Origin of the sequence: Deinococcus apachensis DSM 19763 (assembly GCF_000381345.1) — a bacterium.
GTDB lineage: Bacteria > Deinococcota > Deinococci > Deinococcales > Deinococcaceae > Deinococcus > Deinococcus apachensis.
Genome location: NZ_KB906410.1, coordinates 24,281 through 51,276, shown reverse-complemented (window position 1 = coordinate 51,276; position 26,996 = coordinate 24,281). Strand labels below are relative to the sequence as shown.

The 26,996-nt window shown below is 64.4% G+C and carries 21 protein-coding genes and 3 pseudogenes; 9 read left to right on the top strand and 15 right to left on the bottom strand.

Annotation, left to right across the window (positions count from 1 at the left end; genetic code table 11):
* Positions 1 to 240: 240 nt before the first annotated feature.
* From F784_RS25475 to F784_RS0116035, 4 genes and pseudogenes are all read left to right on the top strand, one after another.
* Entirely contained in the window at positions 241 to 1,779 is a 1,539-nt protein-coding gene (locus tag F784_RS25475; protein WP_083939258.1) for an AfsR/SARP family transcriptional regulator, read from the top strand.
* The gene (locus tag F784_RS0116050) at positions 1,679 to 2,212 is read left to right on the top strand and encodes a Dps family protein (RefSeq protein ID WP_019587742.1); all 534 of its coding nucleotides are present in this window, start codon (positions 1,679 to 1,681) and stop codon (positions 2,210 to 2,212) included. The genes F784_RS25475 and F784_RS0116050 overlap by 101 nt, the downstream gene beginning before the upstream one ends.
* 436 nt (positions 2,213 to 2,648) lie before the next feature.
* Positions 2,649 to 3,037: pseudogene (locus F784_RS27875) on the top strand (transposase); the annotation flags it as partial.
* Positions 3,038 to 3,097: 60 nt separating this feature from the next.
* Positions 3,098 to 3,808 carry a phosphoketolase family protein gene (locus F784_RS0116035; RefSeq protein WP_019587739.1) on the top strand — a complete coding sequence of 237 codons (711 nt, stop codon included), beginning with the start codon at positions 3,098 to 3,100 and terminating at the stop codon, positions 3,806 to 3,808.
* 309 nt (positions 3,809 to 4,117) lie between these two features.
* On the opposite strand, the gene F784_RS23495 is transcribed toward F784_RS0116035, so the two are convergent.
* From F784_RS23495 to F784_RS0115975, 12 genes and pseudogenes are all read right to left on the bottom strand, one after another.
* The gene (locus F784_RS23495; protein WP_019587738.1) at positions 4,118 to 5,611 is read right to left on the bottom strand and encodes a low temperature requirement protein A; all 1,494 of its coding nucleotides are present in this window, start codon (positions 5,609 to 5,611) and stop codon (positions 4,118 to 4,120) included.
* 192 nt (positions 5,612 to 5,803) lie between these two features.
* On the bottom strand, positions 5,804 to 6,814 hold the full coding sequence (locus F784_RS23490) for a thioredoxin family protein (protein ID WP_083939256.1): 1,011 nt from the start codon (positions 6,812 to 6,814) through the stop codon (positions 5,804 to 5,806).
* A 183-nt stretch (positions 6,815 to 6,997) separates the two neighbouring features.
* Positions 6,998 to 7,639, bottom strand: coding sequence for an NADPH-dependent FMN reductase (locus F784_RS0116020; RefSeq protein WP_019587736.1), 642 nt, complete (start codon positions 7,637 to 7,639; stop codon positions 6,998 to 7,000).
* 302 nt (positions 7,640 to 7,941) lie between these two features.
* Positions 7,942 to 8,595, bottom strand: a pseudogene (locus F784_RS0116015) (alpha/beta fold hydrolase); the annotation flags it as partial.
* 169 nt (positions 8,596 to 8,764) lie between these two features.
* Positions 8,765 to 9,706: an alpha/beta fold hydrolase gene (locus F784_RS0116010; RefSeq protein WP_019587734.1), complete on the bottom strand. Its 942-nt coding sequence runs from the start codon at positions 9,704 to 9,706 to the stop codon at positions 8,765 to 8,767.
* A gap of 361 nt (positions 9,707 to 10,067) precedes the next feature.
* Positions 10,068 to 11,294 carry an epoxide hydrolase family protein gene (locus F784_RS0116005; protein WP_019587733.1) on the bottom strand — a complete coding sequence of 409 codons (1,227 nt, stop codon included), beginning with the start codon at positions 11,292 to 11,294 and terminating at the stop codon, positions 10,068 to 10,070.
* Between the two features lie 146 nt (positions 11,295 to 11,440).
* Positions 11,441 to 12,664 carry an epoxide hydrolase family protein gene (locus F784_RS23485; RefSeq protein WP_019587732.1) on the bottom strand — a complete coding sequence of 408 codons (1,224 nt, stop codon included), beginning with the start codon at positions 12,662 to 12,664 and terminating at the stop codon, positions 11,441 to 11,443.
* Positions 12,665 to 12,738: 74 nt separating this feature from the next.
* The gene (locus F784_RS0115995; RefSeq protein WP_019587731.1) at positions 12,739 to 13,689 is read right to left on the bottom strand and encodes an alpha/beta fold hydrolase; all 951 of its coding nucleotides are present in this window, start codon (positions 13,687 to 13,689) and stop codon (positions 12,739 to 12,741) included.
* 844 nt (positions 13,690 to 14,533) lie between these two features.
* Positions 14,534 to 15,436: a LysR family transcriptional regulator gene (locus F784_RS0115990; protein ID WP_083939255.1), complete on the bottom strand. Its 903-nt coding sequence runs from the start codon at positions 15,434 to 15,436 to the stop codon at positions 14,534 to 14,536.
* Positions 15,437 to 15,651: 215 nt separating this feature from the next.
* On the bottom strand, positions 15,652 to 16,620 hold the full coding sequence (locus F784_RS24745) for a LysR family transcriptional regulator (RefSeq protein ID WP_019587729.1): 969 nt from the start codon (positions 16,618 to 16,620) through the stop codon (positions 15,652 to 15,654).
* 334 nt (positions 16,621 to 16,954) lie between these two features.
* Positions 16,955 to 17,266, bottom strand: a pseudogene (locus tag F784_RS23475) (transposase); the annotation flags it as partial.
* A gap of 198 nt (positions 17,267 to 17,464) precedes the next feature.
* On the bottom strand, positions 17,465 to 17,764 hold the full coding sequence (locus F784_RS0115975; RefSeq protein ID WP_019587727.1) for a cytochrome P450: 300 nt from the start codon (positions 17,762 to 17,764) through the stop codon (positions 17,465 to 17,467).
* Positions 17,765 to 18,414: 650 nt separating this feature from the next.
* Between F784_RS0115975 and F784_RS0115970 the strand changes: the two genes are divergently transcribed.
* From F784_RS0115970 to F784_RS23470, 5 genes are all read left to right on the top strand, one after another.
* Positions 18,415 to 19,662: a sugar ABC transporter substrate-binding protein gene (locus F784_RS0115970; protein ID WP_019587726.1), complete on the top strand. Its 1,248-nt coding sequence runs from the start codon at positions 18,415 to 18,417 to the stop codon at positions 19,660 to 19,662.
* A 77-nt stretch (positions 19,663 to 19,739) separates the two neighbouring features.
* Positions 19,740 to 20,870 carry a carbohydrate ABC transporter permease gene (locus F784_RS0115965; protein ID WP_211211910.1) on the top strand — a complete coding sequence of 377 codons (1,131 nt, stop codon included), beginning with the start codon at positions 19,740 to 19,742 and terminating at the stop codon, positions 20,868 to 20,870.
* On the top strand, positions 20,867 to 21,775 hold the full coding sequence (locus F784_RS0115960; RefSeq protein ID WP_019587724.1) for a carbohydrate ABC transporter permease: 909 nt from the start codon (positions 20,867 to 20,869) through the stop codon (positions 21,773 to 21,775). The genes F784_RS0115965 and F784_RS0115960 overlap by 4 nt, the downstream gene beginning before the upstream one ends.
* A 36-nt stretch (positions 21,776 to 21,811) precedes the next feature.
* Positions 21,812 to 23,239, top strand: coding sequence for a glycoside hydrolase family 32 protein (locus tag F784_RS0115955; protein WP_019587723.1), 1,428 nt, complete (start codon positions 21,812 to 21,814; stop codon positions 23,237 to 23,239).
* Positions 23,240 to 23,430: 191 nt separating this feature from the next.
* A complete protein-coding gene (locus F784_RS23470) occupies positions 23,431 to 24,534 on the top strand; it encodes a LacI family DNA-binding transcriptional regulator (RefSeq protein WP_211211909.1) in 1,104 nt (367 codons plus the stop codon).
* 144 nt (positions 24,535 to 24,678) lie between these two features.
* Here F784_RS23470 and F784_RS0115945 read toward each other — a convergent pair whose 3' ends face one another.
* From F784_RS0115945 to F784_RS0115935, 3 genes are all read right to left on the bottom strand, one after another.
* Positions 24,679 to 25,494, bottom strand: coding sequence for a class I SAM-dependent methyltransferase (locus F784_RS0115945; RefSeq protein ID WP_019587721.1), 816 nt, complete (start codon positions 25,492 to 25,494; stop codon positions 24,679 to 24,681).
* 239 nt (positions 25,495 to 25,733) lie between these two features.
* Positions 25,734 to 26,573: a sulfurtransferase gene (locus F784_RS0115940; protein WP_157465311.1), complete on the bottom strand. Its 840-nt coding sequence runs from the start codon at positions 26,571 to 26,573 to the stop codon at positions 25,734 to 25,736.
* 4 nt (positions 26,574 to 26,577) lie between these two features.
* Positions 26,578 to 26,898, bottom strand: a complete 321-nt coding sequence (locus tag F784_RS0115935) for a YdhR family protein (protein ID WP_019587719.1) — start codon at positions 26,896 to 26,898, stop codon at positions 26,578 to 26,580.
* Positions 26,899 to 26,996: the final 98 nt, after the last annotated feature.

The following is a 26,996-nucleotide window of genomic DNA, read 5'->3' as shown; positions in this document are numbered from 1 at the left end:
GGCGTGCCGTGAACTGGAAGCGTGGCGTCACAGGCGCTCGGCGGCCATCCCACCGTTGCTGCCCGGAGTAACCGGACAGATGGTCAGGCAGTCGGCGGTGTGCGGGACCACGGCCAAAGCTGGTGCCTGAACGCCGGGTCACACCTACCTCGGCTGGCTGGATTTCACGCGCCGCCCGGCCTCTATGACCTCAAGCTTCCTGGTCTGGCGTGCTGCCTCTGTTGAAGGAGGGAATATCCCATGAGCCTTGAGCATGCCGTTTCCGTAATACCCCGGGCCCAGCCCTCTCAACGATACCGCCATACAGACACGTTTGAGGGCTTCAACCCGGCGCACCGCCGATCCACACGGCCAGAGGCGCCTGCACCACAGCAGAACACGGGGCTGCCCAGCCTGGAGGTCAAGCTGCTGGGACGTCCCTCGCTTCACTGGCACCGCCTCCCGCTGGAACTGCTCCCGCCCAAGCTTCAGGCATTGCTCTACTACCTGGTCGCGCGAGGGGAGGTAGTGGACCGGAGCGAACTGGAAGAGATTTTCTGGCGACCGCGCAGCAACAACAGCCTCCGCCAAGCCCTGCACCAGTTGCGCCGCCTTCCAGGAGCGGGCACTTGGCTCCGCGCCGGGCATGAGGTCGGGGTGGTCGCCTGCTCCGACGCAGCCACCTTTGGACTGGCCGTTCAACAAGGGCGCTGGCGCGAGGCCCTCGACCTGTGGCGGTCCGCGCAGCCGCCAGCTGAGAGCCGCAGGGCGTTCTTGTGGGGGCTGGAACTTTCAAGCGCCCCCGCCTTCACCGACTGGTTGGAGGTCGAACGCACCCGGCTGGAGACGCTTTATTTTGAGGCCCTCCATCACCGCGCCCTGGAACTCGAAGGTGCGGGTCGCTATGACGAGGCCCTGTATCTCGTCCGGGCACTGCTCCGTGAGGACCGGCTCAACGAGAGCGCCTACTGCACCGCCATGCGCATTCACTACCGTCAGGGCCAGCCTGAAGCGGCGCATGCCTATTTGCTGCGCTGCCGCGAAGCGCTCCTCGACGAACTGGGTGTTGCACCCCTGGAGGAGACCCTTGTCCTCGCCCGGACTCTGAAGCAAGCCGAGACAGCCCTTCCGCTGAAATCGGGGAACCTGCGAAGTGCCCTTGAACGTATACCCGATCCCAGGGGACGGCGTGGTCGGCGGTACCCACTCTCTGCCCTGCTGGAACTGGTGCTGCTGGCCCTGCTCTGTGGGAACCGCTCCTTGCGGGATATCATCCGCTTCGGCGAGGAACACCGGGACCTGCTGCCCGGACTCGGGTTCCCCTCACAGCGGGGATCCCCCGGACGCACCGCCCTGTCCGATCTCCTCGACCAGCTGGACGTCCACACACTCAGTGAGGTGCTCGGGGAGGTGGGTTTCCTCTCCATGTTGGGCTCGGTGGGGTGTCGTCAAGACCTGACCGCCATTCGCCTGCTGGAAGCCTGGTCCCAGGAGATTCGGCAGACCCTCGCCCTCGACGGGAACTCGGGATGGTTGAGCAGCTTCCTCGAACGCCTGGGCTGGTCGAGTCTGAAGCATCGCGTTGCTGTCAGCGACGTGGGTCACCTCATCGTGCGCGCAGCTTGGGAGCCGCGGACGGGTGAGCGCGTCGCAAAGCCCGCGCAGCCGAACCTTCTGCCCCCCGATTCAGGAGGAAGCCATGACCACCAACGTCATCCCCGACTATCCCGCCCCGAAGCGGCTCGCCACCCCCTCGGACCTGACGGACGAGCAGGCGCGCGTAGTCACGGCCACAATTAACGTCCTTATTGCCGACGCGTTCGCGCTGTACCTGAAATGCAAGAACTATCACTGGCACCTGTCCGGCGTTCACTTTCGCGACTTGCACCTGCTGTTCGACGAGCAGGCCGAGCAGTTGCTGGCCATGATCGATCCGCTCGCGGAGCGTGTGCGAAAGATCGGTGGAACCACCCTGCGCTCCATCCGGCATGTGGGCATGCTGCAGCGCGTGCAGGACGACACGGACAACCTGTTCAGCATCCCACTGGAAATGCTGAACCACCTGATGTACGACAATGGCCAGTTCGCCGCCCGGCTGCGTGAAGCGCACGAGGTTTGCGATGAAAACCGGGACTATGCCACGGCTGGGCTGCTGGAGGTATTCATCGACGAGGCCGAGAAGCGCACGTGGTTCCTGTTCGAAGCACAACAAGGCGCTACGCGAACCAGTTGACTTCCGCAACTGCACAGGAACACCGGCGGAAGGCAACGCCACCAGAGATCCAGCGGCTTGAGCCCCCCATCGAATCCTCGCCGTTCCCCTCTGCAGGAGACACTGGGAGTACCTCGATTTTGTGGCTCTTCCGCGATCTCGATGCAGCTGGTCCAGCGGCGAGCAGGACGTGCCAGCGCAGCACCTCGAGTGATTCCCACCCTCCAGCTGGCACTTCACACCTTTCACCGTGTTGGCCATGCCCTCCAGATGGCTGTTGCTCCACACCGCCCCCACAGGCGAACGGCTCACGGGGCGTACGTCCAGGTCGGAAAGAATCGCTCCAGGACGCTTTCTCCCAGGTCTGGCACACCGCGTCAGGAGCTGCACCGAGATCACGGAAGAGCCGATTTTGTGTACCTGAGGAAACGCCTCGAGAATCAGAACGAGGTGGGACATGGGAGAGTGGAAGAGGTACAGCAAAGAGTTCAAGCATGAAGCCGTCCGGCTGGCCAAGGAGCCGGACCGCAGCGTCCTCCGGGTGGCCCAGAACCTGGGAATCAGCAACTCAGCTTTGCATCGCTGAATTCGGGAATTTGAGGGGCAGGGTCAAGCCGCCTTTCCTGGTCATGGGAAGCAGGTCCTGACTGCCGAGCAGGCAGAAATTAAGCGGCTGCAACGCAAACTGGACATCGCACGCGAGGAGCGTGATGTGCTGAAAGAAGCGGTGGCCTTCTTCGCCAAGGACAAATGAGCGCGTTCGAGTTTATCGAAGCGCACCGAGACGAGTTTCGTCTCGACGTGATGTGCCGGACGCTCGGCGTTACCAAGAGCGGGTACTTCACCTAGCGAGGAAGGCCCATCAGTACGAGGGAAACCAGGGACGCCGAGCTGAAGGGCGACATCGTGTACCTTCCCCCCGACGCGAACACGCTGCTGAGCGTCACGGACCACTGTCTGCGCAGCAGGCAGTACGTGATCGTGGCGGGCAAGCAGCCCGCGCCGCAATGGCTCGACATGAACGCAGCCGTGAAGCACTGCACGGCCAGCGTGGGGATCTGGACCTGGGCCAGCACGGATGCGGGAGTGGAGCCGGATGTGGTGATGGCCTGCGCGGGGGACGTGCCAACAGTGGAGACGCTCGCGGCGGTGGCCTTGCTGCAAGACGCATTTCCAGACTTGCGAATGCGGGTGGTGAACGTGGTGGACTTGATGACGCTTCAACCGAGCAGCGAGCACCCGTACGGCCTGAGCGACGCCGCGTTCGACGCGCTGTTCACGACGGAAAAATCCATCGTCTTTGCTCACCACGAGTATTCCTGGCTGATTCACCGGCTGACCTATCACCGGACGAACCACCGAAATTTGCACGTGCGCGGATACAAAGAGGAAGGTACCACCCCGTTTGACATGATGGTCCTGAACGACCTGGACCGGTACCACCTCGCGATAGACGTGATCGAACGCGTGCCCCGGTTGCAGGCGGCTGGGGCGCACGTGAGGCAGGCGTTGTCGGACCAGCTGTTGATGCACTGTGCGTATGTGCGCGAGTTCGGGGACGACCTGCCCGAGGTGAAGAACTGGACGTGGAAGGGCCTGACGGCTGCGTCCTCATAGGCAGACCTGGTCCGGTTGGCGCTGGTCGGCTCGGTTTCGAGCAGGCCTGCCGTGGGTCGCGCCTCGTGTCTTCGACCACCTCGTCCAGCGTGGGGAAATGAGCAAGGTTCTATCAAGTTGACGGCAAGAGGGTCGATGTTCCTGGTCGAGATGGGTTCCAGAACCCCGACATGGGTTCCTGGGAGCGCAATTCCTCGTAAAGCTATTGATTCCGGGCTTGGTTTGAGACGTGACCCTGGGTTGAGAGCCCCTGCTGGCCGGAACCACGGGGGCGAGAAGCGCAATGGGCGTTCCGAACCTAAGCCGTTATCAATAAGCCGGGGCGCCCTCCACCTCGACCCCGGGGTCGACGTAGCGCTGGTCGGCGTAGCACCAGGCCCAGCGCTCGCCCGGCTCGAAGGAACGCATGACCGGGTGCCCCTCCGCGTGAAAGTGGGCGGTCGCGTGGCGATTCTTGCTGGAGTCGCAGCAGCCCACGTAGCCGCAGGTCAGGCAGACGCGCAACTCGACCCAGGGGTCCCCCAGGCGGCGGCAGTCCTCGCAGCCGTCCGAGAGGGCGACGACCGGGTCACCCCTCATGACGTGGGCGCAGCGGCCAAACGTTGTCTGCTCCTCGTCCTCCAGCGGAAGACCCTCGGCGGTTCCCTCGGGCCCACCCAGCCGGTTGGCCGCCCGGGTCTCCAAACCCACCAGTCCGGCGAGCAGCGTCAGGGCCCCCGCGACCCAGAGGATCGGGGAGGTGCCCAGCCCCAGCCAGAGGGTCAGCGCGGCGATCACCACCCCGCGCTCCCCCAGCAGGCGGCGCTCTCCAGCGGTGAGCCGCAGGGCGGTCATGGCGAGCACCGCGAGGGCCGAGCCCCCCGCGAGCAGGACGCGGGCGTCCTGCGGCAGGACTTCCTCCCGCGCCGCGAGGATCGCGTGTTCAGCCCCCACGCCCACCAGCACCAAGCCCAGCGCGAGCGGCAGGTGGCTGTAGATGTAGACCTGAGTGCGCCACGACCGGATTCCCCGTGTTCGCGGCGTTCTGGTGTGGTCGAAGTACAACCACCATAGGGAGACGGCGAGGCCGAAGCACAGCGCGGCCACGACCACTGGGCTGACGCTCCACTCCTCCTCAGCGATGCCGCCCGTGACGGCCAGCACCGCCTCGCCCAGCACCAGGATCACGAAGAGCCCGAAGCGTTCAGGGATGTGCTCGCTGTCGAAGGGCAGCGCGCGAAGCTGCCCGTTGCGGACCCACAGAAACGTCGCCTCGACCGCGAAGCCCAGCACCCACAGCCACGGCCGCAGCGAATCCGGAACGAACAGGGAGGCGAACCAGCAGGCCGCCCCCACCCCGAAGCCCAGCAGGAAGCGGTCGGCAAAGGCGCGGGCCACCGGCACCTGCACCCGCGCCCGCAGGTACAGCAGCAGCAGGAAGGCGCGCACCGCCAGGAAGGACCACACGAAGGGAACCGCCCCGCCGTCCAGGGCGTGCGGCGCGCTCACCGCCAGCGCCGCCATGCCGAACATGCCTGAGAACATGGTCAGGCGGTAGAACAGGTCGTCGGACTCGAAGAAGTCCGCGTAGACGGTGTAGCCCAGCCACGACCAGCACACCAGCGTGAACAGCGCCGCGAACTGTGCCAGGGCCGTCACGCTCAGCTCCCCGTCCAGCAGATGGGCGACCTGCGAGACGGCGACCACGAAGACCAGGTCGAAGAACAGCTCCAGCCAGCTCGCGTGCCGCCCCGTCTCGGGCTGCTGGAGGGGCCGCAGCCGGGCCGGTGGGCCGAACAGACCCCGCCACACACGCTCCAACATGCCTCCCTCCCTCATCCCAGCGGCAGGCGGACCTGAAAGCGGGTCTCGCCGGGCAGTGCCCCCAGACCCTGCGCCCCACCTCGCCGGGGTTCTTGACGGCTGAGTCATTCCGCCTCACCATTTGCGCATTGGTCCAGGTTGGTCTCGGGGTGCATGATTGACAGGCCGTAGCGTTCGAGGCCCCGCGCCCATTCAGCCGAACGTGAACGCCAGCGCCTCCACGCCCGCGTCCAGAAACTCAATCTCGAACTGCTGGTCGGTGATCGGCCCCGGTTGTCGGATCAGTTGATACAGCCGCTGTTCGGTCACGCTGCCGTTGCCCTGGTCGTCAACGTCAACGCCGTGAGCAGCGCCCGGCGCCTGTCCTTCCAGGAACACGCGAAACCGGACGGTTGTTCCTTTCACCGTGGGTCCCATGACGAGGTGAAGATCACGGGCGTGAAAGCGATACACGATTCGCCCTCCGGCCTGATTCAGGACGATCGCTTGCCTGCCAATCGCCCACTCACCTGAGAGTGCCCAGTGGTTGAGCATCAGCCGCGCCGGTATCTCGTAGATATATGGCTCGTTCAACCTTATTGGGCCGTTGGACGCAAAATTCTCGGTGCGGTCGTACCCGACGTAGTTTTCCGGGGACCTCAGATGGCCCCAGTCTGCGGCGACTTCAGCGCCAGTGGCATGGACCGAAACGAAGTCGAGATCAAGGTGGCTGTTCCCGGCACTGGTCAGCAATTGTTGAATGATCATTTCAGACTCTTCGTATTCACCCTCGCCGAACTGGTGATGCCGAATGTTCCCCTGTGCATCCACAAAATAGAGGGCTGGCCAGTACATGTTGTCGAAGGCGTTCCATACCGCGTAATCATTGTCGATCGCGATGGGGTACTCCACGCCCATGTCCTTCGCGGCCCGGCGGACGTTGTCAACGTCCTTCTCGAAGGCGAATTCTGGCGTGTGCACACCGATCACGACCAACCCGTGATCTTTGTATTTCGCTGCCCACGCCCGAAGGTATGGAAGGGAACGCAGCCAGTTGATGCAGGTATAGGTCCAGAAGCTGACGAGGACCACTTTCCCGTGCAGGTCGGCGGCCGTTAAAGGTGATGAGTTGAGCCACCCAGTCGCGCCTTCAAGAGAAGGGAAGGCTCCTTCGACCGGCAATCTGGGGTGGGTTGTGGCAAGCAAGAGCTGACGTACGTTCATGACATCCACCTCCTGTAAGGACAGGGGGGCCAGCAGGATGTCGGGCTGGCCCTCAGGCGCTCTGCTACAAGGGCGGATCGGCGCGAGGCTCTTGTGGTGCCACCCCGCCGGGTTCGTCGCCCCCGGGTCTCTCGCAGATTCTTAACGACAGCCGCGGGGGCGAGTTGCTGGATTTGGACGATTTCACCGAACGGCTGGGGTCATGCGCCTCGCGGGCCATTGTTCCGTGCTGCCATGTCCGTCCACCCCCAGGCGGAGCGTCCAAGCCTCCAGCGCGAGCAGGAACTGCCTCAGGAAGGTGCGGGTCCCCTCGTCGGTCAGCCGCCCCGCCTCGTCGAACTTCTCGTGCGCGCGGGCCAGCTGGAACTCCGGTTGCAGCATCGCCGGGTTCTGGGTGAACACGAAGACCTGCCGCAGGGCGTTCTGGGCAAGAGCCGTGCCGCCCAGGCCGGTACTCGCGCCCAGGACGGCCGCCGGTTTTCCCGCCAGCACGGAATGGCCGGGAGGCCGGGAGGCCCAGTCGATGGCGTTCTTCAAGACGCCGGGGACGCTGTGATTGTACTCGGGGGTGGCGATCAGCAGCGCGTCCGCTTCCCGGATGGCGTCCTTCAGCACCCGTACGGCCCCGGGGTCCCCCTCGGCCTCGACGTCGGTGTTGTAGGGTGGGACAGCCCCGAGATGGTCGAAGATGCGAATATCCAGGCTGTCTGGGGCGACCTCCTGAGCGGCCCGGAGCAGCGCACGGTTGTAGGAGCCGCGGCGCAGGCTACCCGCGATGGCACAGACCACCAGGCGGGGGGGATCGGAGCGGGAGGGTTGGCTCATGGCATCTCCTTGCGTGTTTCAGAAGAGGACGAGGGATGGGCGCGTGCGCCAGTACAACCACGACGACTTCACCAAACGGCCGGGGAGATGCACCTCGCAATGGTCTCGTGCTGCTGTGGGGGTGCCGGACAATCCAGGGGGTGGGGATTCAGGTGACGTCGGCACCCGGGGTCATCTGGTCCAGAAAGGCCCCACCTCTGCCCCCCCACGATCATTTGGCGTTGCCCTTACTGAGCGCCCTGTGGTGCTGTCACCCCCTGTGTGACCGCTGCAACGGCTTTCAGAATCACATCCGAGACGACCCGTGGTTGCGACATCATGATCACGTGGGAGCCTGCCACCTCAGTGATGGTGGCCCCGGCGCGCTGAGCCATGGAACGAACGGCGTCTGAACCTGCGGCCTTATCGCCGGTCGGGACCACTGCCCAGGACGGCAGGTTCTTCCACGCGGGCCTTCCAGAGGACTCGGCGAATGCCAGTTCGGCGACCGGGCGTTGGGTGACGGCCATCACGACGGTCTGCTCGGCAGGCAGGTCGGCGGCGAAGGCGTCATGAAACTTTGCGGGATCGATCGAGAATTCTACCGCTGTCTGTGTGCCCTGTCCGGTCGGGTACTGGCGTGGCACCAGGGCCGTGTTCAGGACGCTGTCCCTGGAGTCACTCTCGATGTCGATCAGGCGCTCGCCCTCATCGGGGGCGAAGGCCGCGACGTAGACCAGGCCGACGACGTTGCCAGCCCTGGAGGCGGCGTTCGTGATGACGGCGCCACCATACGAGTGGCCCACGGCGAGAACTGGACCCGGAATCTGACCCAGCAGGCTGGCGACGTACGCGGCGTCATGGGTGATGCCGCGAAGTGGGTTGGCAGGGGCGATCACCGTGAATCCTTCTGCCTGGAGCTGCCCTACGACGTCATTCCAGCCTGAAGCGTCGGCGAACGCGCCGTGAACGAGCATGATGGTGGGGCGGGCGCCAGCTTGCGGGTTCGTGGTCATGTTCTCACCTGGTTTCTGGCTTCCGTGAAGCCTGGATGGAGCGGGAAGAGTGCGGGTGGGTCCTGGTCGGCCCGTCCTTCGGTCAAGCCAGGGGATCGAAACGATGTTGGCGGGTAGCACCTCCACAGGCTCATGCCAACGCCAGCCTGTCGGCGTCGAGGATGGCCTCAGCGAAGTCTTGAGGGGCTTCCTGCGGCAGGTTGTGACCGACGCCGCCCGTGATCACTCGGTGCGCGTACCGTCCCGTGAACTTCTCGCGGTAGGTGCTGGCGGACGGGTGTGGCGCGCCGTTGGCATCACCTTCGAGGGTGATGGTGGGCACGGTGATCACCGGCCTCTCGGCGAGTCGCCGTTCCAGTTCGTCGTAGTGCGGCTCACCCTGCGCCAGACCGAGGCGCCAGCGGTAATTGTGAATCACGAGCTTCGCGTGATCCGGGTTGTCGAACGACGCTGCCGTGCGTTCGAACGTGGCGTCATCGAAGCTCCACTGCGGGGAGGCGATCTGCCAGATGAGCCGCGAGAACTCGCGCCGGTACCTGTCGTAGCCGAGGGCGCCACGTTCCGTGGCGAAGTAGTACTGGTACCACCACTGATACTCGGCTTCTGGCGGGAGCGGCAGGGTGTTGCTCGCGGGGCTGCCGATCAGGTACCCACTGACAGCCACGAGGGCGGTGCAGCGTTCCGGCCAGAGAGCCGCGACGACGTCGGCGCTCCGCGCTCCCCAATCGAAACCCGCGAGAATCGCCCGCTCCAACTTGAGCGCGTCCATCAGGGCGATGACATCTACCGCGAGCGCGGACTGCTGACCGTTCCTGAAGGTTCCGCCGGAGAGGAAACTCGTCGCGCCATAGCCGCGCAGGAAGGGGACGATGACCCGGTAACCTGCTGCCGCCAGCATTGGCGCGACATCCGCGAAGCTGTGAATATCGTACGGCCAGCCGTGGAGCAGGATGACTGCGGGACCGCTGGCCGGGCCGGTGTCCACGTATCCAACATTCAGCACCCCGGCGTCGATCTGCTTCAGCGCGCCGAACGTGGTGGTCACGGGGTCAGGCGTTTTAAGGTCGGACATCGGTCTGCACTCCGAGAGGGTCGAGGGCGAGAGCGGCCAGCACGGCGCGGCTATTGTCAGTACGCTCGGCAAAGACAATCTGTCAGTCAGCTCGTTCCCGCAACCGACGAGGGTTACGGTGACCGGCTCAGGTAGCGGACCCTGGGGTAGCTTTCGCTTCCTCTGGACTTGCGGGGTGGACAGTGGGATGGAGGAAGAGCCCTTGAGAACCTCCTTTGTCCATCCCCGGCCTCGGTCTGCGACCCGGAACCGATCAGAAGATGGACTGCCCCGAACGGTCGTCACTCTTCGACTGGACTCGCGTTCAAGCTGCCCCGCGCGGGCGGTGGCGTACAGCATAACGGGTGCCCGTACGCCCCAACTAGCGCAGTGGTCTGAATGCCGCGCGGACTTCTTCGGAGAACAGTTGCGGTTCCTCCCAGGCGGCGAAATGTCCGCCTGCTCCAGCCTCGTGGAAGTAGCTGAGGCTGGGGAAGGCACGACGGGCCCACGTTTCCGGGGCCCGGAAGAGATCGTCGTTCGGGAACACCGTGATGGCTACCGGGAGCGTGATCTCGTGGGTCTTCTGCGCCGCCGCACTGAGCAGGTTCACCCTGCGGTTCTCCCAGTACAGGCGGGCGGCCGACACCGCGGTGTTCGTCAACCAATACAGCGAGAGGTCGTCCAGCACCTCGTCCCTCGTCGGCGACTGGTTCGGATCCTTGCCGTACGACCACTTGGCGAACCCGCCGTGCACGAGCATGAACCCCGCGAGCCCGGCGGGGGAGTCCGTCAGGCCGTAGCCGACCGCCTGAGGCCGCGAGCTCATCATCGTCAGGTAGGCCCAGCCTCCATTCTGGATGAACCCCCTCACGTCGTCGAACGCGGCACGTTCCTTCTCGGAGAGTCCCTCCGGCGCGGGCCCGCCGCTGGCGACCGCTTCGGCTGCCTCGGGTGGGAACACGGCTGGCAGGTTGGTGTGGACGCCGAGCAGTCCTTCCGGAGCCTGCCGCGCCATCACCTCGACGAGTCCCCCGCCCCAGTCGCCGCCCTGCGCCACGTACTGCGTGTACCCCAGCCGCTTCATCAGGACGTCCCACGCACGGCCGATGCGTTCCAACCCCCAGCCCAACTCGGTCGGCCGCGAGGAGAACCCGAAGCCCGGCAGCGACGGGATCACGACGTGGAAGGCGTCTTCCGCCTGACCCCCGAAGGCGGCCGGATCAGTGAGCGGGCCGATGATCTTGATTTGCTCAAAGACCGAGCCCGGCCACCCGTGTGAGACGATCAGCGGCAGCGCGTTCTCGTGCCGGGAGCGGACGTGGAAGAAGTGGATGTCGACCCCGTCAATCTCCGTGATGAACTGCGGCCAGGCGTTGAGCTGCGCCTCGGCCCTCCGCCAGTCGTAGTCCGTGCCCCAGTACCGAACGAGCTCCTGCAACTCGTCCAACTTCGCCCCCTGCGACCGATCGGGCACCGTCTCCCGGTCGGGCCACCGGGTCGCCTCGATGCGCCGACGCAGGTCGACAAGGTCCTCTTCCGGCACGTTCACCCGGAAGGGGCGGACTTCCTGGCCAGTTATGGTGGGCATCTGAGGAGCCTGGGTCATGGGGTCCCCTTTCTCTTGTCTTCTCAAGTACCCCGAAAGAAAGTCGGCCAAGCTAACAACAACGCCGTCACGTCAGGACATGCTTCGGCTCGTCCGTTCAACCTCCTTTTCCTCGTGTCCTTGGGCGCGGGTTCACCTTTGTGATTTCACAATGAACGCAACGACCTGAACGCCGCCCTGAGCTCATCCACGAAAAGCTGCGGTTGTTCCCAGGCCGCGAAGTGCCCGCCCTTCTCGGCCTGGTGATAGTAGATAAGCTTGGGGTAGGCTTTCTCGGTCCAGCTTCGCGGCGCCTCGTACTGCTCGCTGGGAAAGACCGTGACTGCCACCGGAATCGAGACGCCTTTGGTGTTGAAGAAACCTCCCTTGTACTCCCAGTACAGGCGAGACGCGGACACGCCCGTGTTCGTCAGCCAGTACAGCGTGATGTTGTCGAGAATTTCGTCACGGGTCAGTTCGCCCGTGGCGCTCGAGGTCCGGGTGAGGGCAGTGGTGACCGCTGCCGCAGGCTGCGCGTCGGCGTCGTTGTGGTCGAGCAGCCAGGCGGCGAGACCGACCGGCGAGTCCGCGATGCCGTACAGGGTTTGCGGGCGGGCCGCCATGTATTTGGCGTACTCGACTTGCTTAAACGTCCTGACGAGTTGCTCATACGCCCGGCGTTCGTCGTCCGCCAGCCCTGCTGGCGGCGGACTGCCCGCCTGGAGGGCCTGGTCGACGTCGGCAGGAACGGTGGCTGGCATGTTGGTGTGAATGGCGAGTAATCCCTCAGGAGCCTGCAAACCCATCTGATCGACGACGAACGCGCCCCAGTCGCCGCCCTGCGCCACGTACCGCGCGTACCCCAGGCGCCGCATGAGTGTTGCCCACGCCTGGCCTATCCGCTCAGGACCCCATCCGGGGCTGGTGGGCTTTGCGGAGAAGCCATAACCGGGCATGGAGGGAATGACGACGTGGAAGGCGTCCGAGGCGCTCCCACCATGGGCTGTGGGATTCACCAGCGGCTCGATGATCTTGAGCTGCTCGATGACCGAGCCGGGCCAGCCGTGAGTGACGATCAGCGGCAGGGCGTCCTCATGCTGTGAGCGCACGTGAATGAAGTGAATGTCCAGCCCGTCGATCTCGGTGATGAACTGCGGCAGGGCGTTCAACCGCGCTTCAACCTTGCGCCAGTCGTACTCGGACGCCCAGTACCGGGCGAGTTCCTGCATGGTCGCGAGTGGCACGCCCTGAGACTGGTCGGGAACGGTTTCCTTTTCGGGCCACTGTGTGGCGAGAATCCGTTGACGCAGGTCGGCGAGTTGCTCCTCCGAAACGTTGATGCGGAACGGACGGACTTCCGCCTGTGTGGTGGCCGTCACGACTTCGGTCACGGTGACCCCTTTCCTGGGAACTCTCCCTGCTGACGCTTCGATACGGCACGGTCCTGGCGGCGGTGTGCCCGTGCTTAGCGACTGGTGGCCGGAGTGCGGGCGCTTTCGTGGTACGGCGTCAGGAACGCTGTAAGTGCCGCCAGGAGCTTCTCGGGCGCCTCCTCCGCGACAAAGTGGCCGGAATCGGGGATGACTACGCTCTGCACGTTCTCGGCGACGGGTTTCAGCGCGTCCCCAACCCTTTCGCCGAAGCTTCTCGCCGCGCCGATCGCGAGAATAGGCATGGGCAGCTTCCTGGTCATGCGCTGCTGGTCCTGGGCGATGGTCGCGTCGAGCGCCCGGTACCAGCCGAAGCTGCCGCGCAGGGAGTCGGGGTTGGAGAGCAGCCCGACGTAGTACTTGATCACGTCGTCGGGGAGCTTTCCGCCCTGAACCGTGAACTCCCAGCCGAAAAAGATGTCCTCACGGCCCGTGACCAGCTGTTCGTTGAGCTTGTCTATCCGGTTGAAGGAGAGGTGCCAGAGCCGGTTATTCAGCGGTCCGGGGACGAGCAGGGGTGGGAAGGGAGCCGCCCCTGGAGAGCCTGGAATCTCGGCGAGGGCCGCACGCGCAACCCGGTCAGGATGGTCAGCGGCCAACGCGTAGCAGATACTGAACCCAGTGTCGTGACCGACCACGGCGAACTGCTTGTGGCCGAGCGCGTCCATCAGCCCAACGAGGTCGTTGGCCAGGGTGGCCGTGTCGTACCCGCTCTCAGGTTTGTCGGACAGCCCCATGCCGCGCTGATCGACCGCGATAACCGTGAAGTTCTGGGCCAGTGCGGGCATCACAAAGCGCCACGCGTACCAGGTCTCGGGCCAGCCATGTACAAGCAGCAGCGGTGGCCCCTTGCCTCCCATCACAACGTGCAGGCGTACCCCACCGACGTCGATGTACCGGCTCGTGAACGTATCGGTGAATCCGGTAGGGAGATTCGGGGCGCCGGACACCGAGCCGGGACCGCTTGGAATGAACGGTAAGTTCATGAGGGCTCCTTTCACGGGCTGGTTGGCGGACGAGGGGGTGATCGAGCTCCCTGGTGTGTGCGCCGGAGCACAAGCGGAGAGCACGAGGGTGCAGGTGCAGGCGGCCAGGGCGACACTCCATCGGCTGAGCATGAGCCTCCTCCTCCACGTCCTTACCAGGGAACCTCAACCAAGCGCCTCTGTGCTTGGCCTCAGGCATTTCCACTCTCCTGCCAGAGGAGCACACCCGACCGGACAGAACCGGACTGATTTCAGGTGCGTGAACCTCCAAGTCGGTTACTAGAGCCTCAGGCGCAAGTGCCCGTCCTCACGCACACTGCAGGCTAGGCCGCACCCCGTTAAGTCGGCGTTACCCTGCCAAGCGTGTTCAGCAACTGAAAACCTCTGTTCGTGCTTGACAGTGGTCGGTGTTGGCCTGTGTTTTCGCTCGCCTCGACCGGGTAGGAGTTGCCCTACACATCGGCCCTTGAGCTCGTCAACCCACCGTGTCAATCATCCGCACGGTCTCCACAGGCGCGGGGCCAAGCAAATCGAAGGCGAGTTGCACTCCGAGCACGTACCGTCGCGTCGACCGTCCAGAGCATGTCCAGTGTCGCGCATGGGCGTGCCGCAACGGTGAAGGGACCCGCCAAACCGATCCGAGCGTGCGTGAATGCATTTGGGGCGGTGTCAGCAGCATTGCAGGGCGTTTCTTCGCTATAGCGCACGCCTCTCGCCCCCCGCGTCCTGGAGGATTGCCGTGCTCGAGCAGACGAGCCCGGATTAACGGGACGACTTTAACCGAGGTGGTTCCGGCAGAGCTTCGCCGTTCTGTTCCGGGTTCACCCCGGCGGTTGCTTCGATCTCAGGAGACCTCCCGGGTGCGTGCCGTGTCGATCAAGTGGCGCAGCAACGGGTGATGGTTGAAGGCGTCCCAGGCCAAGACGATGGCGAATGGGACTGTGGGATTGACGATGGGTCGGGCCTCCACACCCACCGGAAGCTCGTTGAGGTAATCCGGCAAGCCCAGCAGAACCCAGCCGTTCAGGGCGACCAGATGGAGCTTATCCTGAACGTTCGTGTATCCAATGACGCTGGGCGCTGGCTGCACTTCAAATCCCACGCTGCGCGTGAACCGGTTGATGTGGTCGAACAGCCCCAGGTTCAAAGCGGGTGGTACCGGGTACAGCAGGGATTCCCTCAGCGCCGCCAATGGCACCTCCGTCAAGGCCGTGAGTGGGTGGTCCGCAGGAAGGAGCACCACCAGGTTCGTCTGCCAGACTTCCTGCATGGCAAGTCGTCCTTCATAGCCGTACGGCGCGATGAAGGCGGCGTCCAACTGTCCTGCGAGCAATTGTTCGGCATGCTCGCGGGACGCCTGCATTTCGTGCCACTTCAGCCTCGCGTCTGGCTGGCGTGCGAGGAGGCGATTCACGATGTCTTGCCAGGGGCTCAGCCGTCCATAGTTGCTCAGGCCGATGCGCAAGTCCAGGGCTCGCCCCGTGCTGACCGCTTGCGCCTCCTCCAGGGCCATCGACAGTTCCCCGAGCACCCGGCGGGCACGCACGACAAACGCCTGCCCTGCAGGAGTGAGTTCCACCTCCCGGCGGCCGCGTGCCCGCACGACCAGCGGTGTCCCTACCCACGCCTCAAGCTCGTGGATCAAGCGGCTGAGGTGAGGCTGGGTGACGTTGCAACGCCGCGCAGCCTTACTGAAGCTCAACTCTTCAGCAAGCACGACCATACAGCGCAATTGCCGGGTATCCATAAAGCATCATTGGTGATCACGCCATTTTCATCAACCGGGTGACGGTCACCCGGCCTCAGGCGCGAGCCCTTTTGAACTGCAGGTGCAATGCGAGGCGTTCGAGGTGACGTTCAGGGCCCTAGCCGACAACGCAACGACACATGACAAGATGGCATTCCGGACACCCCGAATGAAGTGCGAGTTGGCGTTCCCTGGAATGGCGAACTTCTGAACCGTCACACGGCAACCGTGAGCTTCGGCGCAGGTGCGGGGGGCCACACGGGGTCCGTAGAGCTATAACGCTGGTCGGGCGTCACGTCGCGGAACAATCTCAGCACTTCCATAAACCTCGCGATCCGTGCGTCCGTGACACTCCAGGCCACCACCAGGTCGACGTGCGCGTTGGGGCCCACCAATGGGCGCGCCACAAGGCTGGGGGGCAATCCTAAGCAGCGCCCGACCGCAGCGAGGCCCAAGTGTACCCCCTCGCCAGCGGCAATCAGGCGCCACATCTCACGCATTGACGGTGCGGGCGCGTCACGACCCAACCACCGCACCGCGGCGTACGGCATCGCGGCGGCGACGGCCTGCGTGACGTGCTCGTGTGTCGCTTTGCTAGAGGTCGCATCGAACGCCAGCAGCGTCAGCCCCACCAAATCCTGCGACGTGAGGTGCGTGCGCGAGGCGAGAGGATGCTGGAACGGCAGGTAGACGCAGAGGCTTTCCCTCGCCAGCAGCTCACTCTCGAGGCCGGTCAGGTTTGCCGGGAGCGACATGACGCCGACGTCTGCCTGTCTGGCGCGGAGAACATCAACCCGTGCGAGGCCATTATCACTGACAGGGATAATCTGCACTTCCGGGGACGTCTGACGGTAACGGCGCAAAATTGGTCCGAGGACGGTTCCGTAGGCGTACTCGTCCATCGTGACGCGCAATTCCGCATGCGCACGACCGGTCCGGACGCGTTGCACACCACGTTCCAACTCCTGCAGCGCGGCGCGGGCACTCGCCACGAACCCCACGCCTTGCGGTGTCAAGGCGACTCTTCGTTTGTCGCGGTGAAACAACGAAACACCCAGTTCGCTCTCCAGGTCCGCCACAATCCGGGTCAGGCCAGGCTGGCCAATATTGCAGCGTTCTGCCGCCCGCGTAAAGTTGAGTTCTTCAGCGAGAGCGATGACGCTTCGAAGCTGGCGAATCTTCATCACACGCCTCCTTTTCAGTACTGCTTACGACTGCGGGCGCTACACCCCGGATATGACCAAGCGGTTCGGCCGCGTGGTGTGCTCAGTGGCGGGCGTCCTGCAACGGCCTTCCTAATGGGGCCAGAGTGAACGTTTACGGGTTGAACTGTCATCGGGCGAAGGATGTAACTCGGGTTGGGGTATCTGGGGGGTAATCCATCAAAAGGATGAGCCGACGGGGCAAGGATCTGGAATGTCGGAGGTGCTGACCGGGACACTACTCGCCTGTGGGGTAGAAGGTTATGGCAAGTTGTTGGGCTAGAAGCTACCGAACGAGCTTCCCAAGAAGCGGGTTGACGACCGCCGTGGGGTCACCCTTTCGGTTCTGTTGGACTCGGGAGAGGACCCGCAGATCGTGAGCTGCGTTCTCGAAGCAGCCTGCCTCGAACCAGCGTTGTACTTGGGAGCGCACCACTTCCGCAGGCGGAAAGTCGTGCGGCAGGTACGCCCACTGCGCTCCTGTCCGAGTGACCCAGAACAAGGCGTTCAAGACTTCGCGCAGGGGGTGACGACGCTGGGGCGCAAATTCAGGCTTCAGGACGAGGTAGGGTACCAGGAAGTGGGAGGTGTCGTCGTCGATGTCGCTGGGGTAGGCGCGGCACCTCAACATTCTGATGCGACCGAACTCAACCCTCCTTGCTTCGACCCCTCTTTTGGCAGCCTCTGGGGGTAGAAATGCGAGAGGGACGGCGCTGGCGAAGACGCCCCGAAGTACAGTTCATGGTGTGCTGCCTGGCTCAACACGTACGCTGACGCTTTTCATTCGTCCTTTTGCTCATGAACTTCAACGGTGAAGTCGCGGATCTTATAGGATCTTATAGCTCATCAGCATCTCGCTGAAGGTCAGTCCCGGCGTGCCCACGATGCGCAGCGGCAGGCTCAGCAGACGGTGGAGAAACACGTCGCTCTCGTGGATGGCGAGGAAGGCGCCGGGGCAACGGTGCGCGCCGTCCCCAAAGCTCAGAGCCTGCTCCTGCAGGGCGCGGTGCGGGCAGAACGTGAGCGGCTCGGCGCCAACCACCGAGGCGTCGGCGTTGAGAATGTCCAGAATCACGCGCGCCCCCGCCGGGATGTATCGGTCAGCGCCCCCATGCTCGATGGTCACGTCTGCCGCCTTGGCTGGTGCGGCTGCACTGCGGGAACCTGCGCGCCCGGCCCATGCGGGAGTTCCTCCACACCCCGGTGTGGCACCCAGGCGACAACGAAGCGTTTTCAACCGAGTGACATACCTTTCCTTTCGCCGCACGCTCCGTCACTTGAGCCCCGCTCCCCGTCGTGGTTGGCGTGCCAGGGAGATCGGCCTTAACCAGGAACAGTCACGGCCCGACGTTCTGCTCGTACCATCAGTATCTCCACAACAGCCTCGGCTGGCTGGGTCGCCCTGTTGTCCTCCAGGGACCCTGTTCGGGCGTGCTCCCTGGTGGTGCTTCCCCAGGGAGCACCTGGGCCGCGCAGCACGAACGTACCCCTTCTCTCTTATGGTCCCCGTTGAGCTTGCCGCCAGGTGACGGGTCAGGTTGATTGGATGTGAGGGGCTACGGTGGCCTAGCCCTCTCGCTCTTTCAGCAATGCAGTGGGCTGGCGCATTCGCGTTCCGAAAGTAGAAATCGGTTTGGTGACTTGACAAGGTGGTCAGGGAATGCCAGAGTAAGACCCAGCTAATACGTAAAAGTAAAGAGGAAGCGTTCACCCGCGTCCCCACCCTATGCCGCCACCTCCCTTCGTTTGCCACCCTAATACGTATTAGGAGACAGTATGAAGCGAATCGCCTTGACCACCCTCGCCCTGATCGCCTCCGCACCAGCCCTTGCCGCGCCCGTCACCATCACGCTCTGGCGACACGAGAGCGGGGACGAGGAAGTCGCCGCCACCAAAGCCGCCATCCAGCGCTTCAACGTCTCACAGAACAAGTACCGGGTCGTCGCGGAGAACCTCCCCAAAGGCAGTTACACCGAGGCGATCACCGCCGCTGCCCTCGCCAAGAAGCTGCCCTGCGTCTTCGACATGGACCAACCGACCGTGCCGAACTTCGCGTGGGCAGGCTACGTGCGCCCCCTGGACGCTTACCTGAACGCGAGCATCAAAAACGACCTCAGTTCCGGCGCCCGCGGCACCTACAAAGGCAAGCTCTACTCCGTCGGGCAGTTCGACGTCGCCCTCGCCCTCTTCGCCCGCAAGAGCGCCCTGCAAAAAGCCGGGCTGCGCATTCCCACCGCCGCCCAGCCCTGGACGCTCGCGGAGTTCAACAGCGCCCTCGCCAAACTCAAGGGTCTGGGCACGTACGAGTACGCCATCGACCTCCACAATGGCAACGACGGGGAATGGTGGTCGTACGCCTTCAGCCCCTGGCTGCAAAGCTTCGGCGGGGACCTGATCGACCGCAAGAGCATGACGACCGCCGAGGGCGCCCTCAACGGGGACGCTGCCGTCCGGTTCGGTGAGTGGTTCCAGAGCGTGTTCACGAAGGGCTACGCGAACAAGAAGCCGACCGTCACGGAGTCCCCCTTCCTGGTGGGCCGCGTTCCCCTCGACTACAACGGCAGCTGGTCCTACGCGGACTACAAGAAGAAGTGGGGAAGCGACCTGCTCGTCCTGCCCTCGCCCAACTTCGGGAAGGGACCGAAGATCGGCAGCGGCTCGTGGCAGTGGGGGATCAGCACCAGCTGCAAGAACCCGGAGGGCGCCGCCGCGTTCATCAACTTCGTCATGAGCCCCAAGGAAGTCGCGGCGATCAGCAAGGCCACCAGCCTGATTCCCACCACCGGCAGTGCCGCTGGCCTCACCACTGACTACCGCACGGGCGGTCCCGCCCGCTTCTTCTACAACTTCGCCAAGAACTACGCCCTGAGCCGCCCGCCCACCCCGGCCTACCCGATCCTGACCAGCTCCTTTGAGAAGGCCCTGCGCGCCATCGTCACGGGTGCGAACGTGCAGGACACCCTCGATGACGCGGTGGACGCCATCGACAGCAACATCAAGCGCAACAAGAACTACGGCTTCTAAAGACGTCACGGCGTCAGGACGGTCAGGGTGAGGGACGCACAACCCTCACCCTTCGATCGGTGAACGCAGGAGTCCGCATGACCAGGTCTGAACCCCGTCACCTTGATGGTGCCCCCACTATGGCCTCCGCGCGCGTCAGGCAGCCTCGCCCGCGCTCCTCGGACGGACCTGCGGCCCTGCTGATGGTCGCGCCCGCCCTGCTCGGCCTGATCCTGTTCGTCGTCATCCCGTTCGTGCTGGCGGTGTCGCTCAGCTTCACCAACCAGCGCCTCCTGTCCCCGAACCCCACAGAGTTCGTGGGGTTGCAGAACTACACGCGGCTCCTCAGCGTCCGCCCGCTGGTTATCCCCGCGCCCCGTGACGCCAGCGGCCAGGTGCTACGCGATGAGGAAGGCCATATCGACTTCCCCCGCGTGCGAAGCGTCATCCGTGGGAACGACCGCCTCGACGGCTACAAGGACGTCCTGACCCTCGACGTCGGAACCCGGCGCGTGGCCATGATCGCTCGGGACCCGGTGTTCTGGCGGGCCCTGCTGAACACCCTCACGTTCGCGCTGCTGGTCGTGCCCCTTCAGTGCGGCCTGGCCCTCCTACTCGCCATGCTGGTGAACCAGAAACTGCCCGGCGTGCCGTTCTTCCGGACGGTCTTCTTCAGTCCGGTGGTCGCGTCCATGGTCGTGCTGAGTATCGTCTGGAGTTTCCTGTACGACCGTCAGTTCGGCCTGATCAACCAGCTGCTCACCGCGGCGAGCTTCGGGCGCGTCGCGCCGATCGACTGGCTCGGTAACCCCAGCACCGCGATGCTCGCCATCGTGATCATGAGCGCCTGGCAGGGCATGGGCTTTCAGATGGTCATCTTCCTGGCCGGTCTGCAAGGCATACCCCAGGAACTGTACGAGGCCGCCGACCTCGACGGCGCGAATGCTTGGCAGCGCTTCCGCTTCGTGACGCTTCCCGGCCTGCGCAACACCATGGTCTTCGTCCTCACGACGACCGCCATCGCGGCCCTGGGGCTCTTTACGCAGGTGGACGTCATGACGCAGGGCGGCCCGAACGGGGCGACCACGACGATCATGCTGCACGCGGTCCGCAGCGGGTTCCGCGAGCAGGACATCGCGTACGGCAGCGCCATCACGGTCGTGTTCTTCCTGATGATCCTCATGCTCGCATTCATCCAGCGCCGGCTGGTGCTCGGAGGCAACAAATGACCACCCTCAGACGCCGGAAGAGCTCGGTCAAGGCCGGACGGGTCCTGAACATCACGCTCACGTACGCCGTCCTGATCTTCTTCGCGTTCTTGTTCATCTTCCCGATGCTGTTCATGTTCGTGTCCAGCCTGAAAGCGAACGAGGCGATCTTCGCGGACCTGCGCTCCATCCGCGCGTTCCTGCCGGTCGGCGACCTGAGTTGGGACAACTTCCGGTATGTGTTCGAACGCGGCAACTTCCCCCGCTACCTGCTGAACTCGGTGGTCATCACCGGGAGCACCGTGGCCCTGAGCATCCTCGTGAACAGCATGGCGGCCTACTCCCTCGCCCGGCTCCGCTGGCGCGGCCGTTCGGCCGTCATGCTCGCCATCGTCGCCCTGCTGGTCGTGCCGTTCGACGCGATCGCCATCCCGATGCTGCTGATGGTGAGCCGCCTGCCGGGTGTGGCGTTCGGCGCAGAGGGCATGACCCTGACCGACTCATGGTTCAACACCCACATCGTGCAGATCTTCCCCTTCGTCGCTTCGGCCTTCACGATCTTCCTCTTCTACCAGTTCTTCCTGGACCTGCCGAAGGAACTCGACGAGGCCGCGCGCGTGGACGGCGCCACACCTTTCCAGATCTACTGGAAGATCGTCATGCCGCTGGCCAAGCCCGTCATCGCGACGGTCGCGATCCTGCAATCCCTGGCCATGTGGAACCAGTACCTGTGGCCCATCATGGCCGTGCAGAGCGCCGAGGCGCGCCCCGTCATGCCCGGCATCCAAGAGTTCTTCACGCGGTCCCCGGAATGGGGGCAGATCATGGCGTACTCCAGCCTGGTCACGCTCCCGCTGCTGATCATCTTCATCCTGTTCCAGCGTTTCTTCGTCCGCAGTGTTGCCACGGGCGGCCTCAAGGGCTAAGCAGCTCCCCCCATTCCCTCCTGAACGGATATTGCCATGACCTTGCCTCCCACCATGCCCGCGCCAGAACATTCCACCCTTCAGGACATCCACCGCCCCCTTTACCACTTCACCGCGCCCTCCGGCTGGCTCAACGACCCGAACGGCATTGCCCACCATGGCGGCCGCTGGCACGTGTACTACCAGCACAACCCCCGCCGCCCGCAATGGGGCGACATCCACTGGGGGCACGCGAGCAGCGAGGACCTGGTCACCTGGCGGGACGAACCCATGGCCCTGGCGCCCACACCGGGCGGTGCGGACGAGCACGGCTGCTTCTCGGGATCCTTCGCTCTGGTGAACGGCACCCCCACCCTGTACTACACCGGCTGGTCCGGCGGCGTGCAGACGCAGTGCATGGCGACCAGCCGTGACCTCATCACCTGGGAAAAGCACCCCCGGAACCCCATCATCCCGCACCCACCCCGGCGGGTGCGGAGTGACGACTTCCGTGACCCGTACGTCTTCCAGCACGCGGGGCGGTGGTACATGGCGCTGGGAGCCTCCCTCGATCATGACCGGGGTGCGGTGCTGCTGTACGGCACGGAGGATGGAGAACGGTGGACGTACCTGCACGTCCTGTACGAGGCCACCCGGACGGACCAGGGCGTGATGTGGGAGTGTCCGAACTTCTTCCCGGTGGGGGACCGGTGGGTGCTGGTCGTCTCCGTCTGGCCGGGACTGGGGGCCCGGTACTTCGTCGGCACCTTCGAGAACAAACGCTTTCAGGCCGAACGCGAGGGCGTCATCGACGGGGACGGCGGCGCCTTCGCGCACCTCACCGCGCAGGGCGCGGACGGACGTGTGCTTCAGTGGGCGTGGATCAACGAGCAGCGCCACCAGGACCTGATCGACGTGGACGGCTGGGCAGGGGCCCTGAGCGTGCCGCGAGAATTGAGTCTCCGGAACGGGGACCTGTGCGTGCAACCGGCCAGGGAACTGGCCCAGCTTCACGAGGAGCGGCTGCACGACGGCGAAGTCGTCCTCCAGCCCGGCACCCCGCTGCTTTTCGATGGGACTCACCTTGATTTGCATCTCGAACTGGAGCCGGACATCGAACACCCGGTCCATGTGACCGTCTTGCGCGCCCCGGACGGCAGTGAGGAAACCGTGCTGACGTTCGATCCCAGTGCGCGACTCCTGAAGCTGCGGCGTGCACGCAGCTCGCTGGATGACCGGACGGCCCGTGACTCGCAGCGCACTCACATCGCCCTGGAGCGTGGAGAGGGGCTGAACCTGCGCCTGCTGCTGGACGGCAGTGTGCTGGAAGTGTACGCCAACGGCCGGGCCTGCCTGACCAGCCGCGTGTACCCCACGCGCCGTGACACCACCACCGGCATGATCACTGCTGAACGCGACACGCGCGCCACGCTCACCCTGTGGACCGTCCGTCGGGGTGACCACTTCTCGCGCCGGGGACCTTAACTCTTTGGACCCAGGGAAACAAGTTTCCGAGGAACGCGGCCCCCAGTGAGAGGGCGCGTTCCTCGGGCCTCTCACGCCTTCCACAGCAGTGACCCCGTTCGTCCTGGGCGAGCCCATACGAGCTGCTTCTGGGCTGTTCCCTGCACAGAACGCCCAGCAGACGAACTTATTCGTATTACCATGGAGAGAAGATGAGTGAAGGGACGCCCAAGCGGCGGAGGTCGACGGGGTCCAGGCCCACCATGCACGATGTCGCGCGGCTCGCTGGCGTTTCGCAAACGACCGTGTCGTTCGTGGTGAATGGGCGGGAGGAGGCAGGGATCTCGGACGAGACCAAGGCCCGCATCCTGGACGCCATGCGGAAGTTGGGCTACCGCCCCAACGCGGTGGCACAGGCGCTCCGCCGGGGGACCTCCAACCTCATCGGCCTGATCACGGACGAAATCATCACGACCCCGTACGCCGTCGAAATTGTTAAGGGCGCGCAGGACGCCGCGCAAGCAGCCGGGAAACTGCTGGTGGTGCTCACGGTCACCGACGAGCCCTGGAGCATGGAGCAGGTTGGTGGAGTGATGGTCGAGCACCGTGTGGAGGGCGTGGTCCTGGCGACCATGTTCCACCGGGGGATTGACGTTCCCGGGGTCCTGGAGGACGTTCCGGTCGCGCTGGCCAACTGCTTCACGACCACGCGGCCGGTCCCGATCTTCATTCCCGACGAGTTTCAGGGTGGCTTCGATGCCGTGACGCACCTGATCCACCACGGGCATACCCGCATCGCGTACCTGAACAACGTGGATGACATTCCTGCCACGCGCTTGCGTCTTGCTGGCTACCGTGAGGCGCTGCGGGCCGCGAACATTGCTGAGGATGAGCAGCTGGTGGTGCGGGCGACGGGCAGTGACCAGGCCGCAGGGTACGACGCCGCCGTGACTCTCCTGAAGGAGGCCGAAGGCAACCTGCCTACCGCCCTCTTCTGCTTCAATGACCGCATGGCCATGGGGGCTTACGCGGCGCTGAACGAGCACGGCCTCAGCATTCCCAGTGACATGTCCGTGGTCGGCTTCGACAACCAGGTGCTCCTGTCTGCTCACCTGCGGCCGGGGCTCACCACGCTGCAACTTCCCCACTACGAGATGGGCCGACGCAGCGTGGAGGAACTGCTTCGTGAAACAACAGCACCAGAACGGGTCCTGCTGCCCTGTCCGCTCGTGCAGCGCGATTCCGTCGCGACCGTGGTCCGGCCGGGCGTGGCAGCAGGCCCGAAGGGGCGGAATGTCCGCGTGAAGACCGCTTGAGGGGACAGCCGTGAAGACGTGGGGAGGCCCCGTGGGGTGGGGTAGCACAGTCCAAGTGCCGTTAGGGGCAGGCGAAATCGAAGGTTTTCGCGGTATGGCTGTGCCAGGTAGCCTCTCGCTCGGTCCCACGCCGCACTCCAGCCGTCACGCCCGCACGGCTTGCACGATAAGCATGTCACTCTGCACGAGCGTCGTACCATCCTGCGCCTCGTTGTTCTCTGACCACAACGCCACCAGATCCCGCCTGAGCGCGGCTTGCCCGGCCTCGTCCAGTGACGCGAACGCCCGGTCCATCGGTCCGTAATGCTGAATGAAGAACTCCACGACCTGCTCGGGCAGAAAGGCGTACTTGAGGGGGTACGGATGGTGCTCCAGCAGCAGGTCGCGCACGCGGTCGCCGAAACGTTCACGGACGGTGTCCTCCTGCCCCCACAACATCGGGGAGGGCATGGGGGCGGGTGGGACGTGCCGACCGATGACCTTGAACATCCGTCCGATGAAGCCGTCCGGTGTCCAATTGCCCATCACGATTCGCCCGCCTGTCCGGCACACCCTTGTCAGTTCGTGCGCGACGAGTTCGGGCCGCGGGGCGAAGATCGCCGCGAACAGGCTGAGCACCACGTCGAAGCTCCCGTCGGGGAATTGCAGGTTCTCGGCGTCACCTTCTTCGAACCTTACCTCGACCGACTCCTGCTGCGTACGAGTGCGCGCCTGTTCGATCAGGTTCGTGGCGATGTCTACTCCAGTCACGGTCACCCCGGCCTTCGCGGCGGGAATCGCTGTTTGCCCCGCGCCGCAGCCGACATCCAGCATTCGCTCGCTGGGCCCGACGTTCGCCCGCATCAGGAACTCCAGTGCGCCGGGCAGGAGCGGTTGGGCGAAGGTGCCGTAGTCCCCGCTCATCCAGGTCAGCTTGAGGCGTGACTTGAGGGCTTCCAGGTCGACCTGCGGCTGCGTCATAAGCGGACCTCCAGTGCAAACACGATGCCCCGGGCCCCCCCGGCGGGAAGCGCGGGGACTCCAGCGGGGCTCTACGAGACTTCCGGGCCACCTCAGAGGCACCGCTCATTCGAGTGATCGTTGTAGCGGACCTGACCCTGAGAGCTGATCTGGCGGTCCTCCACCTGAGTGACTCCCGCATATTCTCGCACCAGGACAGCATCACTGAGGTCTGCGGACGAAATGGAAGCCAGAGAGCATCAAGACGAATGAACCAGGGGCGTATCCTCGCGGTTGGCCCACTCCGCGAGCGAAGCGTCGTACACTCTCACGTGCTCCCAGCCCGCCAGCGTCAAAGCAAGGCACGCGTGTGCGGAACGGATGCCCGCCTGGCAGTGCACGATCGTCTCCCGCTCCGGCGACACCCCCACCTCCCCGAACGCTCGCCGGATGGCTTCCGCGGACTCGAATCGCCCTGCCTCTCCTGAGAACGTTTCGTTCGGAACGTTGACTGACCCCGGAATGTGTCCGGTCCGCGCGTTGCCAAACGGATTGGATTCCCCCTGGTACACCGCGGGCAGCAGCAGGTTCACGACCTGCACGTCCCCCTGCCCCACCTTCTTCATGAGCTCGTCTGCGCGGATCAGGATGTCGTTATTGCGCCGAACCTCGAACGTCGCCAGTTCACCTTTCGGCATATCGACGCTGACCGGGTATCCTGCCCGCACCCATCCCCGCCATCCGCCGTTCAGGACGCGAACGTCGTCATGCCCGTAATGTCGCAGCACCCACCACAAGCGCGCGGATAACCACCCCGTGTTCCCGTCATAAGCCACGACCGTCGTATTGCCCGACACTCCCAGTTCAGACATCCGCTGCGCGAAAGCGTCCGGGTTGATGACATGCGGGCTGCCCTCATCTTTGAGCCACGGGTGCAAGCCCAGCGGCACTGCATTCGGGATGTGGGCGCGGTCGTAGTCGTTCGCGTCACCGCAATCCACGATCCGAACGCCTGGGTCCTGAAGGCAGGAGTACACCCAGGAGGAATCAACCAAGAATTCCGGACGAACGAAGGAGGGGGGAGCCGCGTTGCTCGTCATGTCGTCACCCGGGAACCCGTTCGGGCAGACCACGCGTTACTCGGCTTGGCTCCTCAAGGACGCCGAAGTCATGCGTTTCGAAGCCACTGAGGTTGGGGTGGTTCGCGACAGCCTGCATGAGGTCCGAGGCCATCGCGGCGGTCATCGCCGCGTCATCCCTCCAGACGTACACTCCACCGTACCGGTTCGACGCCTCGTCCTCCAGCCAGATCTTGCTCAAGCAGCCGGGCAGCGCCGATACGGACTTAGCCAGCGCACTGCACATCTCGCGGTACTCGGCGGCGGAGAGACCTTGAAGCTGAAACGTGATGATCTGGACACGCATGCTCTCCTCCTGCTCCGGAATTGTTCCGGAGACACCCAGGCTAAAACCCGCTTCCGCTTCATTCCAACGGTTTAGTGCGCGGCTAAATCGTCACGAGT